Raw genomic sequence first — 14,592 nt, 5'->3', positions numbered from 1 at the left:
CTAAAAACCCCTTGCAATAGCCTGCTATTGTTTCAGAATTTTTAGTTGAAACTCACTATTTATAGACGTTCTGAATCCTAAATAAGAATCGAACTCAGGTTCATAAAGTATTTTTTAGTATGAAATCTGAGGATTTGGATAGTATTGGTAGATTTATATTCCAAATTGTATTTTGTAGTTTCTACCTTTCCTTTTTGCTACTATATAACAAGATTTCATTTTTCTAGCAGACACCCCTGTCGTCCTCAAGGGGACAGTCTCACAGATTTTTATTAGCAGAAAATAATAAGATTACCACTACTTTCTACTGTAGCAAAAATCCTGTTATCTCTTTTGAAGTTCAGTTTTCAGCCAAAGGCTGACCAACCTCTGGTTGGAAAGACTGTGAGGACTTGATCAAAAAGAAATCAACCAGAGGATGACCAGCCTTTGGCTGGGAAAAAATCAAGACAAAAAGATGCTACTACGCTTCAATGCAGCGCCCTCCCCGCCTTTTTGTCCTCCCGCTCGCTTCGATCAAATACTATCTGGTCTAGAAATTTCGAAGTATTTATCAAGAGTTCTCAGAATTAACCCGACCACTTCCGAGGAACTCGTTAAAGCGGGAGGTAGGAATCTCCAGAGCTTTCGGGAAGCGGGCCAGCCTAGGCCTTGAGTGTAGAAGCCAGCCAAAGGCTTGAGGTGACTCTCGCGAGACGCAATGGCGCAACGACCTCGCAACGAAAAAAAGAAAAATGACTATTTTTTTGCGAAAACTTTGCGCCTTAGAGTCTTCGCGAGATCTTTTAAGCGTCAAGGACGCCTGCACGAGTCTTGTTATATAGTAGAAAAAAGTGCCTTTTAATCAATAAAATACAGTTCTTTAGTTTTACAGAGGAAAACAGGGGGTTAAGATTCTTCCAATAAACTGAGCATTAATTTTTCTTCTGCACTTAAACCATAAGATTTGCCACTATCTTTAAAATCACTCAATTCAGGCATGGATTCACTGTTTATATGATGTAAAACTTTTGGATGAATATAGTATGTCTTACAAATGGAAGGGGTATTGCCCAGTTCATCCGCCACCAGTCTAATGAGAATATTGTCCATTTTCTTTTGACTATCTTCCTTCAATTGAATAGCTTCAGAATACAATTCTATCGCTAGTCTGGTGCCCGCCCAGGTTCTGAAATCTTTACTTGAATAATCCTCTCCTAAATACTGTGCGATATAATCATTTACTTCACTGCTATCTACCGTTTGATTTTTGTTATCATCATCTTTATATCTGAAAATTTCATAGCCCGGCATTTCTGCCGCTTGATGAATAAAATGAGAAAGTGCGTTATCTTCAATCGTTACAGTTCTGTCTTTTCCACTCTTCCCCTTATAATTCAATGTTAAATTTTTACCTTTTTCTGATAAGTGCTTTCGTCTTAAAGTGGTAAGACCATAAGTTTCGTTATTTTCTTTATAGAAGTTGTTGCCTATTCTTACGCCATATTCGTCTAATAAGCTTACCACTAAAGCGGTTACCTTATCTTTATTCCATTCATCTTGTTCCAGATCCTTTTCACATTGCTTTCTAATTTTTGGAAGCTTTTCACCAAAAGACAATAACCTGGCAAATTTCTTTTCCTGTTGTTGCCTTTCCCATTCCGAATGATAAATGTATTGTTTTCTGCCTTTGGCATCTCTGCCTGTGGCCTGAATATGGCCATCATCAAACTTGCATATTTTAACTTCTGACCACATGGGTGGGATCACAATGTTTTTTATTCGTTTTAAAAGTGATGAGGAGGTGATTTTATCTCCTGAAGAATCGAAATAAGCATAGCCTCTTCCAGAAGGCTTTCGTTCGATCTCTAGTGAAGAGTCATCAATATGTTTTAGGGTTGTTTTTTTAGATTTCAATATGAAAGGAGGCTAATTAATTAATCAAAGGAACTTTAACGCTTTTAGGTACGAATTGTTAGCTCAATTATACAATAGTCATGTTGGCATCCTGTATATTCCTTGACATTTTTTGCTACCTTAAATGCGGGATATCTAGGCAGGGGATTACTAAGCAGGAAATAAGTGGCCTAGCTGACTTTGGAGGTTGGGCTACAATTAATTTTTCAAATAGTGATTAGCCTTTCTGGATAAGAAAGGCTAAAAGGTAATGAATTATTTAATCCGCCAAAATATGGTCCGCCATTTTCTCCGCTATCATAATCGTAGGCGCTTGTGTATTGCCACTTACAATTTTAGGCATTACCGAGGCATCGATTACTCTTAAGTTTTCAATTCCATGCACTTTACATGCCGAATCTACTACAGAACTTTCATCATTCCCCATTTTACAGGTGGAGGTGGGATGGTATAAAGTTTCCCCCGTTTCACGAATAAAAGCTTCAATAGATGCATCATCTTCGAGTGGGCCTTCAGGTAAAAAATGATCTTTTAAATAGGGGTCAAATGCTTTTGATTTACCTAACTTCATAGCCAGTTTAAAGCCCCAAATTGACCGCTCCACATCATCATCCGTACTCATATAATTGTGGTCAATCAAAGGCGCATCCTTAAAATTAGCAGAAGCCAATGAAACCGTACCCTTACTGCTCGGATTCAAAAGTTTTCCACCAATAGAATAACCATTTCCCTTTTTAGGGCTTTCCAAACCGTGAGCTACAAAATAAGCGGGGGCAAAATGATATTGAACATCCGGGTTTGGCAATTGCTCAGAAGTTTTTACAAATGCTCCGGCCTCGCCAACATTACTTGAGAATGGGCCTTTTTTAAATGCTAAATAGTTGAAAAGATTTTTGAATATATCTGGAAATTTTTCAGCAGCATCCAAGGTCTTTTTATAATTCGAATGAAACATGGCGAAAAACACCATATGGTCTTGAAGATTTTTACCTACCGCGGGAGAATGATGTACCAGCTGAATGCCATGCTTTTTTAATTCTTCCTGATCCCCGATTCCCGATAGCATTAATACTTTAGGGCTATTATAAGCTCCACCACTTAAAATCACTTCCTTATTGGCATGAGCAGTTATGCTTTGTCCATTTTGATGATACACAACACCCTTCGCTACTTTCTGATCCAGCACAATTTTTTCAACCTCAGCATTTATTTCAATACTTAAGTTTTCCCTGCTGGAAGCAGGATGCAAATAGGCCCTGGCAGCACTACATCGCTCACCATTTATGTGATTTACCTGATAATAGCCAAAACCATCTTGTTCCGCTCCGTTGAAATCTTCATTTTTAGCATAGCCCAATTCTTGTCCTGCCTCTACAAATACATCTGATAAATGATTGGTGTAGTTTCTATTGGTGATATTCAATGGACCACCTTTTCCATGATAATCATTATCAAACACTTCTTGATTTTCGGCTTTTTTGAAATAAGGTAGAACTTCATCATAAGACCAGCCTTCATTACCCATCTTTGCCCAGCCATCGTAATCATTTTTATGACCACGAATATAAATCATAGCATTATTGCTACTGCATCCACCCAGCATTTTACCTCGTGGCAAATAAACAGAACGGTTTTGCATACTTTTCATTTTAACCGAATAATAGCCGTAGTCTAATTTGGTTAAAAAGGTTTTAGGGAAAGCAGCAGGAATTTTGGTGTCATTGCTTTTGTCACTTCCCCCTGCCTCCAAAATCAGAACCGTATTCTTCCCATCAGCTGATAATCTATTGGCCAGCACACATCCTGCTGCTCCAGCGCCTATAATGATATAATCAAATTGTTTCGTTTCCATATTTCACCTTACTCATTAAAACCACTTAATTGTTAAATCAATCAACTTTTGAGTGAATTTGGTATAAGGAGGAAGTAAAAGCTCCACTGCATTTGGAATGTGCTGTCTTAAAATACCTCTTGCATTTGAGAATGACTTGAAACCAGCGTAACCATGTCCTTTACCGATTCCACTATTGTTGGACCCACCAAATGGCAAGTTCGTATTGAAAAACTGCACGGAAGTGTGATTAATACAACCACCACCAGCACGTGTATTTTTCAAAATATAGTTGATTTTTTTATTACTCTTACTGAAAATATAAAGTGCTAAAGGTTTTTCTCTACTGTTGATTTGATCAATAGCTTCATCTAAATCTTTAAAAGTAAATATTGGCATGATGGGACCAAATATTTCATTCGTCATCAGCTTAGACTCATTAGAAACATCCGTCATCACTGTGGGTGAAATATAATTTTGAGATGAATCAAATTTCCCTCCTGACTCTACTTTAGCTCCTTTATCCACGGCATCATCTACATAACTTTTTATCCTGTCAAAATGCTTTTGGTTTACAATTCTTGAATAGGAACTTTCATCTGATGCAGTTTCAGTGTAGAAATTTGCGATTGCTTTGTTTACTTCCTCTACGAATTCTGCCTTTTTGCTTTCGTGTACGTAAACATAATCGGGCGCAATGCATACCTGACCATTATTAAGGTATTTCCCCCATGCTACTCTGCGAGCTGCCATTTTTAGGTCTGCTGTTTTATCCACTATGGTGGGTGATTTACCTCCTAGCTCTAAGGTTACTGAAGTCAGATGTTTAGCTGCAGCAGCCATTACAATTTTCCCCACATTGGGTGATCCTGTAAAGAAAATATGATTGAATTTCAAGGCCAATAATTCTGTGGAAGTATCCTTTCCTCCTTCAATTACAGCCACCTCATTCTGATCAAATACTTCTGCAAGCAATTTTACCATTAAAGCAGAGGAATGAGGAGTCATTTCGGATGGTTTAATAATGACCGAATTGCCAGCTGCTATGGCAGAAACTAATGGACCAAATGTTAAATTAAAAGGAAAGTTCCATGGCGATATGATTAAAACCATTCCTTTTGGCTCATAGCGAACATGAGAGCTAGAACCTAATAAGGCTATAGGGGTACTCACTGAATGCTTGCCCATCCAATTCCCCAGTTTTCTGCGGGCATGTTTGATTTCACTCGTGATTGGATATACTTCCGTTAAGTCTACTTCACTAGGGTGTTTGCGATAATCCTGATACATGGCCTCCTTAATTTGAGGTCGATAATCTTCTATGGTTTGATGCAGCTTTTTGAGCTTTGCCCTGCGTTGAGAAGCAGTGGTACTGCCGACCTGTAGATAATTATCCTTTTGGGCATCAAATATTTTTTGAATTTCAGAAACTGAAGTCTCTGCCGGTTGTTCTAATACTTTTTCCATAATAGTGTATTTTAAAATTTTTATTAATGATTAACTCAATTCTTTTTTCAGGATTTTGCCGGTTGCACTCATCGGTAAAGCTTCCATAAACTCAATAATGCGAGGATATTTATAAGCGGCTATATTTTCTTTCGTCCAGGCAATTAATTCCTTATCAGAAATTTCTTTGCCTTTTTGAAGCACCACGCAGGCCTTGATTTCCTCTCCTGATTCTTCATTTGGAACCCCAATAACAGCCACCATGGATACGGCCTCATGCTTCACCATTACTTCCTCGATTTCTCTAGGATAGACGTTTAACCCTTTCCGGATAATCATTTCCTTTGTTCGATCTACAATAAAGAAAAAGCCATCTTCATCTTTTACAGCCACATCTCCCGAATGCAGCCAGCCATTTCGTAAACTCACTTTATTTTCTTCTGGCTTATTGAAATAGCCCTTCATAACATTATGGCCACGATATATCAGTTCTCCTTTTTCACCTACTGGCACCTCCTCACCATTTTCATCGACTACTTTAACTTCAACTCCCCATACAGGAGTACCTACCGAACCCGGCTTTTTGCCAAATTGCTTTTGGTTAAAGGTGACTACAGGTGAGCCTTCCGACATTCCATAGCCTTCTAAAATTGGCACATTAAATTTCTTTTCAAATTCTTCCAATACATTTACCGGAAGGGCCGCCCCTCCAGAAACACAGGTTTTCAGATTTTTGGCAATAGCCTTTAAATCAAATTTAGTGTTTTCATAGTTGAGTAGTCCCCAGTACATAGTGGGAACACCGGCAAATACCGTAACGGTATGTTTCTGCATTAAGCCAAAAACTGCTTCTGCATCAAAACGAGGCAAAAGAACGCTCGTAGCTCCTTTGTATAGCCCAGCATTCATTAGTACCGTCATGGCAAAAATGTGAAAAAGAGGTAAAACAATGAGCTGTTTATCCTCGTGGATAAGGTCCGTGATATCAGTGGAAAGTAAGGCATTATGAATCAAATTAGAATGCGATAATTCCGCTCCTTTTGGCTTACCAGTTGTGCCGGATGTGTAAATTATTAATGCCGTATCGTCCGCTGAGGTGAGCACATTCTCATAAGCTGGAGCCTGATCCTTCATTAGCATGCCCATGGTCTTTGCTCCTTCAATAGGAGAAGCATCTGTAGGATTTCCTGTGATGATGAAAAACTGTTCACAACTCGGAGTTGCATCAAAACCAGCTTTTCCTTCCTGACCCATGGGTAATTCGGGTGTACCTTCGAAGCAAAAATATGCCTTTGCTCCTGAATCCTGTAAATGATATTCAATCTCATCACGCTTTAATAGTACAGAAAGTGGAACTACTATTGCCCCTGCTTTGAGTATTCCAAAATATACCATGGGAAAATAGGGTAGATTAAGGCAACTAAGCGCTATTCGATCCCCTTTTTGAATGCCGGCTTCTTGCAGACCATTGGCAATTTGGTTAGCGGCTCCATTTATCTGGGCATAGCTCAAATGCTCGTCCATAAAAATAAAAGCGTCCTTATCTGGAAACTTTCGAGCACTATCTTCTAAAATAACGGAAAGATTAATCATAATTTGTATATTGTAATATTATAAAGAATGAATACATAGCTAAAATAGATTTTAGCAAATATTATTCTTCAATTTACAACGGGTAAAGCATAATTAATCCTACAATAATCTCAACTTTTATAAGGATATTATCAGCTCTGATAAAATTTAGATACATGATTGATTTAAGTCACCCTATTTCCCAACAAGACATTTACACTACTGATAATACCCAATTATTAGTGACCTATGATGTAGCACAGGTTAAAAGAGACTATGTATTTGATAATATTATTTTTGCGTATGTTGAAAAGGGCCAAAAAAATATCAATATACCAGGGCTAAAGCATTTCACTTTAATGCCTGAAATGGTGATTATGGGAGCCTCTCCAATTGAAGCGGAGGTTGATATACTCATGGACTCCAAAAACAACCCTGCTCATTGTTTTTGTCTGGAAGTATCCAAAGAAAAAGTATTCGGAATATTAGATAAAATATATGAATCAGAGGATTTTGAGCATATTAGTGAACCCTCAGAAGGGCTTAATCCATTCAATGTTTATGTAGGCGCTGGAGCAAATATGGTAATGGATAATTTGCTTAGCATGCAAAAACTAATTGAAAGTGATGTTCGGTTTAAAGACAGATGGGTGGATCTTAAAATAGAAGAACTGATGTTATGTTGCCTACAAACCAATATGTATGAAACCTTAATCCACAGTTATGGTAACCACAAAATGCTGGATAATCCCTTATCTGAAGTTATTCGATATATAAAAGCCAATTATCACACTAAAATTGATGTAAACAAATTGGCAGAAAAAGCCTGCATGAGCCAAGCTACATTTTACAGGCATTTTAAGCGAAGTTTAGGCACCACTCCAATTGATTATATTCATGGAGAACGAATCGCAAAAGCCAAAACACTCCTTAAGAACAGGCATACTAGCATAGGAAATATCAGTTTTCAATTAGGTTATAATAGTCCTTCTTATTTTGCGCTACAATTTGAAAAGCATTTGGGCTGCTCCCCTAGAGAATATCAAAAAAAGGCTTATTGAAACTTCTGTGAAAAGTCCAAAACCTCTAACCCTATGTTATTGAGCAAAATGAATTCTTTATGATTCGAATATTACTAATTGGTTTCTCTTGCATTTTTATACTGATAGCATGTAATTCCAACAATAAGAAATTCAATGATTTTGCAGATGATTTGGAGAAGGTCTCCTCGAACTTTAAACAATTAGAAGGTAAATGGACTGGAACCTTTCAAAAGTTAAACCCAACTTTCGACACACTTTATTATGAAGATTTAACAGAGAAATTAGAATATCAGTTATCAGGGGGTATTTCGGATTCATCTTTAGTTAAATCTATAGTCATTAAAGATACTTTTGATATTCTGCCGATTGCCATGCATTTCTTTAATATAGATAGCCTGAAATTGACAGCCGAAGCAAAAATATCGAGTAAAATTATCGAGCTCCAGATTTCAGTAACTGCCGATATTTCTCAAAATTTGAGAGGATTGAAAATCCTTCATTTTGGAGAACTTCAACTTCCTACCCAATCAAAGGATTCATTCCTTACGAACATAAATATTTATCAATATGAATCACTTCAACAAGCACTGACCAGCGAAAACTTTGAACTGGAGTTAATAAAGCAAAGCAAGGATTCTTTGGTTTTTGGACTCCCTTATGGCTATGGTTTATTAAAGTTAGGGAAGTAAGGATTGCAATGAAAAGAGGAAGCATTGCTAAAATCTGCCTGAACATAGTATCCATATCCAGAAAAGAGGCTTTTTGCGCCCCATTTCCATTCGTTACTGTCCTAATTTCCCTTTGGGGATTAAGGGGCTGACCCTGCCAACTCGTCAACTTTGCAACCTAATCTATCGAAATCAAATAAATTCCTTTTTATAAACTATAGGAAGCATTAATTTTGGATATTATATTAAAATTTATGGAATATTGGTTTGCCATTTACACGAAATCCAGGATGGAGAAGAAAGTTGCAGATAGGCTTGCCGATCAGCATATAGAAGTCTATTGCCCAACCCAAACGGTGCTCCGTCAATGGTCCGACCGGAAGAAGAAAGTGAAAGTAGCCGTATTTCCCTCCTATGTTTTTGTAAAATTCGATGATGACCATGAGCGATTGAAAATATTGCAAACTCAAGGAGTGGTTAATTTCGTTCGTTATTTGGGTGAAGATGCAAAAATACGACCCATTGAAATTGATGCCATACAAAAATTGTTAGGAGAGTATGAAGATGTAAGCCTGGAGCCTATAAAAGAAGGAGATAAAGTGCAAATACAGCACGGAGGTATGAAAGGTCAGGAAGGTAAAGTTATTTTAATACAAAAAGACAGAGTAATTGTTTATATTGAAAGTTTAGGCCTAAGCTTAAAAGCAGAAGTAAGCAAGGCTAAGGTCAAGAAAGTGGGAAAGGAAGAGGATGATAGAGGAGGGAAGTATCATTTTTAGTGAAGAGCCTAGATACTAGAATCTAGATTCAAGACAAAAGAATACTGCCAGTGCGGTTAGACGGTTGCAACCGTCTAATCGCTAAACCGATAGCTAAGATCGCTGGCGCGCGTTTCCAAACGCGTGCTTAAAATAAATAAAGGCATTAAATAGATGTCCTCGCTGGCGCTAGGTTCCAGAAATGGGACTGAAAGGGCGGAGCCGTGGGAACGTAATTAAGAATTAATAATTTTATAATTAGGAATTCAGGGATGAGCTAATTTCAAATCTTTTGCAAAACAAGGATTTGACGATTTGACACAGTCTATTCGTTAATATTTAAGAACCATCACAGGATTAGCATTGTTAGCTAAAAAAAGAAACCACATTATTTAGTTTTCAATTGAATTGAGTAAATTGTAATGATCGAATTTTAATTATTATGGACATTCAAACAAAAAAATTAGCCCTTATAAATAGAATTATCCAACATAAGGATGAAAGTATCTTAGATAAAATTGCCTTGATATTTGAAGAAGAGAAACTAGAAGACTTAACTGAGGCGGACATTATTCAACGCTCTGAAAAAGCAGAAAAAGATTATAAAGAAGGTAAAGTCTTTACAACCGAAGAGCTATTGAAAATTACCGAAAGTTGGTAGAATAAAGATACTTTGGTCTGAACAGTCTGAATTTTAGAGCACAAGAGACCAAAACAAATAAACAACCAAAGCTAAAAAATCATTAGATGAAGCATGAAAGGTATAAGTATTCTGCCGAGAAGAGCTTAATGCATTTCGAGTTCCATAGTATTGGTCCAAAAGGAGAGGTTAAAAAGATTATTGAATTTTCGGAAACTAACGTTAAAGATATTTATAATCTTGCCTTTGGAGATTTTGATGAAAAAACTCAACGAATTAGCGATAGAGTAGTAACTAATAATGGGGATAGTCTAAAAGTTCTTGCTACAGTAGCTTCATCGGTTTATGCATTTACAACGGAGAGACCACAAGCTTGGGTTTTTGCAACTGGTAGTACTGCTGTTCGAACAAGATTATATAGAATGGGATTAACTAATAATCTGGCGGAGATTTCTAAAGACTTTAATGTATATGGATTGAAGGATGATCAATGGGAAGATTTTATTATTGGAGAAGATTACGAAGCTTTTTTAGTCAAACGAAAATAATTAACTTTATTATATGGATCCAAAAGACCTAAATAAGAAAAAAACACCGATTGTAAGAATCGATAAAGATCTCGAAAAATTGCGAGGTAAAGTTCTTTTCCCAAAAAAACTCAAGAAGGCAAACCAAATTCTTGATCGAGTTGGGCTTCCTAAGACCTAAAAAGAACCAGTTTCTATTGATAACTACTACTCGCTTAACAATTATTACAAGCCAAAGGCTTGAGGCAACTCTCGCAGAACCTGTCCCGCATTTTAATCGGGAGACGCAGAGACGCGAAGGCCTTGCAGAGAAAAGTTTAATATTGGTTGATTATCATTAAAAATATTTAATGAGTATTGAAGTTTATTTAAAAAAAATTAACGTTGCGTAAAACTCTGCGTCTCCGCGGCTCCGCGAGAAAATTTAAAGCCTTAGGCTTCCAAGGAATTTAACTTAACGAGAAAAACCAAAACCCAAAGATAAAATGACGGAAAACGACATCAGCCAGAAAATACTCGATTGCAGTTTCAACATCCATAGCCAACTAGGTCCAGGATTATTCGAATCCGTTTATGAAGAAGTTTTAAGCTACGAACTGGAAAAAGAAGGCCTTGAAGTAAAAAGACAACCTATAATTGCAGTTTATTGGGATAATCATCAAATGGATTTAGGCTTTAAGGCGGACTTGATTGTAGAAGACAGAGTGATTATTGAACTAAAATCAGTAGAATCATTACAAGCAGTTCATAAAAAACAATTATTAACTTATTTAAAGTTAAGTGGTATTAAGTTAGGTTTGCTGATGAATTTTAATGAAAATATGTTAAAAGACGGCATCAAAAGAATAGTAAACGGCTTTTAATTCCTCACAATGAGATTCTTTCGGCTAAAGCCGATGGGCAGCTCTCGCAGAGGCGCAAAGACGCAGAGGCCTCGCAGAGAGTTATTAAATTTATTTTTTTAACGTTGCGTAAAACTCTGCGTCTCCGCGGCTCCGCGAGAAAATTTAAAGCCTTAGGCTTTCATCCTTTTTCGGCTAAGCCGAAAAAACAAAAAAACAAGCCAAAGGCTAGAGGCAACTCTCGCCAAGCCGCAGAGACGCTAAGGCCTCGCAGAGAATATTTTATTTTTAACTCTGCGTAAAACTCTGCGCCTCCGCGGCTCTGCGAGAAAATAAAAAGCCTTAGGCTTTCAAAAAATTAAACCTAGCGAGAAACTAAACAAAATATGACAGACACCGCCATCAGCGTACAAGGCTTAGGCAAGAACTACATCATCGGCCATAAAAAAGAAGGAGACTTCAGACATGCAATCGGTAATAAACTGAGAAACATCTTCAAACCTGAAGCCAGCGAGAAAGAAGTCTTTTGGGCATTAAAAGATATTGATTTTGAAATCAAGCATGGGGAAGCTGTTGGCATAATCGGCAGAAACGGAGCAGGTAAAAGTACCCTTTTGAAAATCCTTAGCCGAATTACAGACCCAAGTACAGGACGATTCGAAATCAATGGAAGAGTATCTTCTTTATTGGAAGTTGGTACAGGTTTCCATTCTGAATTAACAGGCAGGGAAAATATCTACCTGAATGGCACAATTCTCGGCATGAAGCGAGCCGAAATCAAACAAAAATTTGATGAAATAGTGGACTTCAGCGGAGTAGAGAAATTCTTAGACACTCCTGTAAAGCACTACAGCTCCGGCATGAAAGTGCGCTTGGCTTTTTCAGTAGCTGCCCACCTTGAACCTGAAATCTTAATAGTAGATGAAGTGCTGGCTGTAGGAGATGCGGAATTTCAAAAGAAGTGCTTGGGTAAAATGGATGAAGCGAGCAAAAATGAAGGGAAAACTGTTTTATTCGTTAGTCATAATTTAGGTGCGGTAAGAGCTTTTTGCAATAAAGGGATACTTCTGAGCAATGGTGAAATACAGTATTTTGGTGATATAAATGAAACAACGGATAAATATTTATATTCAGAGGATGCATTTTTAGTTGAAGATTTGAGGAAGTTTGAAGGGCAATTAAATAAAGATGATAAATTGCTTTATGAAAATATAGAGTTGTTGCAAGATGGAACCCCGGTAATATCAGTAAATAATCATTTACCTTTAGAAATCAAGATTAGTTTTCAAGTATTAAAAAGGATAAAGGGTTTTCAGATATTTTTCGATTTCTGCGATGGTGATGGCAGCGTACTTTTCAGGAGCATGCATTATGAGGATAGTACTAAAGGGTTTAATAAGCCTGAAGATATTTTTCCCGGAGAATATAAAACAACTGCAACAATTCCTGCTAATTTTCTTGTTGTTGGAAATTATTCGATTGTAATTCATTCAGCAGAATATGGAATTAGAAAAATAAACCCTTCAGAAGGTCTTAGGATTAATTTCACAATAGAAGAAAGTGGTGTTTATCAACGAACTTGTTATCCAATGGATAGACGAGGGAAATTTACACCTTTTATTAAATGGGATTTACAGAAAGAAAATATTGATATAAACATATATAGATGAAAAAATTACTTGATTCATTTCTAAAGAAGAAAAAAGAAGATGCCAGAATGAAATTTATGTCTAAAGGTTTTCATGGCGACACATATTTATTGAAGCTTGTCGATTTTATAATGGCACAAAATGTAGTTAATTTTATTGAAACAGGTACTAATGTTGGAAGTACATTAAAATATACAGCTGATAAATTTAATAAAGTAAACTGTTACTCATGTGAAACTGATGAAATAGTTTATAATAAAGCCATCTCCAATCTAGAAGGGTTAAACAATATCAAATTATTTAATAAAGATGCAATCGTTTTTTTAAATGATTTAACACACGATTTTCCAAAACTAAGTGAGTCAAAAAATTTATTTTGGTTAGACGCACATGGCTATGGTTTTAAATGGCCCTTAAGAGAGGAGATTAGTTATATTACTGAGAACTTTATAAATGCTTATATTTTAATTGATGATTTTAAAGTACCTCATCTCGATGCTTTTGGTTATGATGTTTATGAGGAACAAGAATGTTCTTTTGAATATATCAAAGATTATTTTAGTACAACCAATTATAAATTATACTACCCTGACTATACTGAAAAAACATCTGATTATCATCCATTGAGAGGATGGGGACTTATTATTTTGGGAGATAATTTAGAAGCTCCGGACCAAAGAAAATTTAAAGTAAAAGCATATTAATAAATGGCCCGTAGAAATGTTAAAAATAATTAATAACATATTGTTTAATAAAGCCAATAAATCAACTGTTTTTCAGCATGACGATCCCTTTGTTCAAGATGTAATAAAAGATCCTGAACTTACCTGGTTAATAAGTTTTCCTAGAACTGGTAGTCATTGGCTCAGAATGATGATGGAGCTATATTTTGAAAAGCCAGGTTTGGTTTTAATTTATAAATACAAAAATGCTAAAAGTTTTACATGTTACCATTGGCATGACTCAGATTTAACCACTTCAAAGAAAAGAAACGTCATCTATTTATATAGAGGAGCAGTGGATACTATATTTTCTCAAGTAAAATTTGAAAGAGAAGATATTACAGACACCGAAAGAGTTATATTTTGGACAAGAAAGTATGCTAAACATCTAAGTAAGTGGATTCTTGAAGAAGATTTCACGAAAAAAAAGACGCTTATTTTATATGAAAATTTGATTAATAATCCTGTGCAGGAATTCCATAAAATAACCAACCATTATAATCAAGAATTAGATGAGGAAAAATTCGAAAAAGTTCTTTCGAAAATTACTAAGGAAAAAATAAAGAAAAAAACCCGCCATGACCAACAAGTGATAAATCTAAGTAAGGATTACCAGAAGGAAAGACAAGATTTTCGTAGAAATTTTTCAGATTTAATTACAAGTCAATTTTTAGAAATTGATGAGCGACTTATTGCGTTAAAACTGAATGATTAAAGTAAAATTAACTTGGCCTTATAATTGGCCTATAATAAAACAGACACCTTCAAGAAGTGGAAATTGGGGAGATTTCAAATTTCTGATTAACCAAGAAGTAGAAGAGTGTGATTTTTGGGTAGTATTTGATGGTTTAAAGACTATGGAATCAACTATATGCCCTAGAGAAAATATTTTGTTAGTGACAAGTGAACCTCCTGCCATTAAAAATTATGATAGGAAATTTATAAAGCAGTTTGGTCAGATTATAACTTGTCATAATTCATTTGATAATTCAAATGTT

At 36.1% G+C, this 14,592-nt stretch carries 14 protein-coding genes; 10 read left to right on the top strand and 4 right to left on the bottom strand.

The window, feature by feature from the left end:
- Positions 1 to 888: 888 nt before the first annotated feature.
- From Q0L29_RS13640 to Q0L29_RS13625, 4 genes are all read right to left on the bottom strand, one after another.
- The gene (locus Q0L29_RS13640) at positions 889 to 1,896 is read right to left on the bottom strand and encodes a DNA topoisomerase IB (protein WP_296622520.1); all 1,008 of its coding nucleotides are present in this window, start codon (positions 1,894 to 1,896) and stop codon (positions 889 to 891) included.
- Positions 1,897 to 2,155: 259 nt separating this feature from the next.
- Complete coding sequence (locus tag Q0L29_RS13635; RefSeq protein WP_296622518.1) at positions 2,156 to 3,748, bottom strand: GMC family oxidoreductase; 1,593 nt, start codon at positions 3,746 to 3,748, stop codon at positions 2,156 to 2,158.
- 15 nt (positions 3,749 to 3,763) lie between these two features.
- Positions 3,764 to 5,194 (bottom strand): aldehyde dehydrogenase family protein, encoded by a 1,431-nt coding sequence (locus Q0L29_RS13630; RefSeq protein ID WP_296622517.1) that lies wholly within the window; start codon positions 5,192 to 5,194, stop codon positions 3,764 to 3,766.
- 30 nt (positions 5,195 to 5,224) lie between these two features.
- The gene (locus tag Q0L29_RS13625; protein ID WP_296622515.1) at positions 5,225 to 6,766 is read right to left on the bottom strand and encodes a long-chain fatty acid--CoA ligase; all 1,542 of its coding nucleotides are present in this window, start codon (positions 6,764 to 6,766) and stop codon (positions 5,225 to 5,227) included.
- A gap of 155 nt (positions 6,767 to 6,921) precedes the next feature.
- Between Q0L29_RS13625 and Q0L29_RS13620 the strand changes: the two genes are divergently transcribed.
- The 10 genes from Q0L29_RS13620 to Q0L29_RS13575 form a co-directional block, all read left to right on the top strand.
- Positions 6,922 to 7,806 (top strand): helix-turn-helix domain-containing protein, encoded by an 885-nt coding sequence (locus tag Q0L29_RS13620; RefSeq protein WP_296622513.1) that lies wholly within the window; start codon positions 6,922 to 6,924, stop codon positions 7,804 to 7,806.
- A gap of 59 nt (positions 7,807 to 7,865) precedes the next feature.
- Positions 7,866 to 8,477 carry a hypothetical protein gene (locus Q0L29_RS13615; protein WP_296622512.1) on the top strand — a complete coding sequence of 204 codons (612 nt, stop codon included), beginning with the start codon at positions 7,866 to 7,868 and terminating at the stop codon, positions 8,475 to 8,477.
- A gap of 233 nt (positions 8,478 to 8,710) precedes the next feature.
- On the top strand, positions 8,711 to 9,235 hold the full coding sequence (locus tag Q0L29_RS13610; protein ID WP_296622509.1) for a UpxY family transcription antiterminator: 525 nt from the start codon (positions 8,711 to 8,713) through the stop codon (positions 9,233 to 9,235).
- 421 nt (positions 9,236 to 9,656) lie between these two features.
- Positions 9,657 to 9,875, top strand: coding sequence for a hypothetical protein (locus Q0L29_RS13605; protein ID WP_296622507.1), 219 nt, complete (start codon positions 9,657 to 9,659; stop codon positions 9,873 to 9,875).
- An 86-nt stretch (positions 9,876 to 9,961) separates the two neighbouring features.
- A complete protein-coding gene (locus Q0L29_RS13600) occupies positions 9,962 to 10,402 on the top strand; it encodes a hypothetical protein (RefSeq protein WP_296622506.1) in 441 nt (146 codons plus the stop codon).
- Positions 10,403 to 10,866: 464 nt separating this feature from the next.
- Entirely contained in the window at positions 10,867 to 11,244 is a 378-nt protein-coding gene (locus Q0L29_RS13595; RefSeq protein WP_296622505.1) for a GxxExxY protein, read from the top strand.
- A gap of 365 nt (positions 11,245 to 11,609) precedes the next feature.
- The gene (locus Q0L29_RS13590; protein WP_296622504.1) at positions 11,610 to 12,893 is read left to right on the top strand and encodes an ABC transporter ATP-binding protein; all 1,284 of its coding nucleotides are present in this window, start codon (positions 11,610 to 11,612) and stop codon (positions 12,891 to 12,893) included.
- Positions 12,890 to 13,576 carry a hypothetical protein gene (locus tag Q0L29_RS13585; protein WP_296622502.1) on the top strand — a complete coding sequence of 229 codons (687 nt, stop codon included), beginning with the start codon at positions 12,890 to 12,892 and terminating at the stop codon, positions 13,574 to 13,576. The genes Q0L29_RS13590 and Q0L29_RS13585 overlap by 4 nt, the downstream gene beginning before the upstream one ends.
- Before the next feature lie 16 nt (positions 13,577 to 13,592).
- On the top strand, positions 13,593 to 14,309 hold the full coding sequence (locus Q0L29_RS13580) for a sulfotransferase domain-containing protein (protein WP_296622500.1): 717 nt from the start codon (positions 13,593 to 13,595) through the stop codon (positions 14,307 to 14,309).
- On the top strand, positions 14,302 to 14,592 hold a 291-nt coding region (locus Q0L29_RS13575), incomplete at its 3' end, for a hypothetical protein (protein WP_296622498.1). The genes Q0L29_RS13580 and Q0L29_RS13575, both read left to right, overlap by 8 nt.

This window comes from Marivirga sp. (assembly GCF_024636815.1).
Classification (GTDB): Bacteria; Bacteroidota; Bacteroidia; order Cytophagales; family Cyclobacteriaceae; genus Marivirga.
Note: the sequence above shows the minus strand (reverse complement) of the source record. Positions and strands in the feature narration are given on the sequence as shown.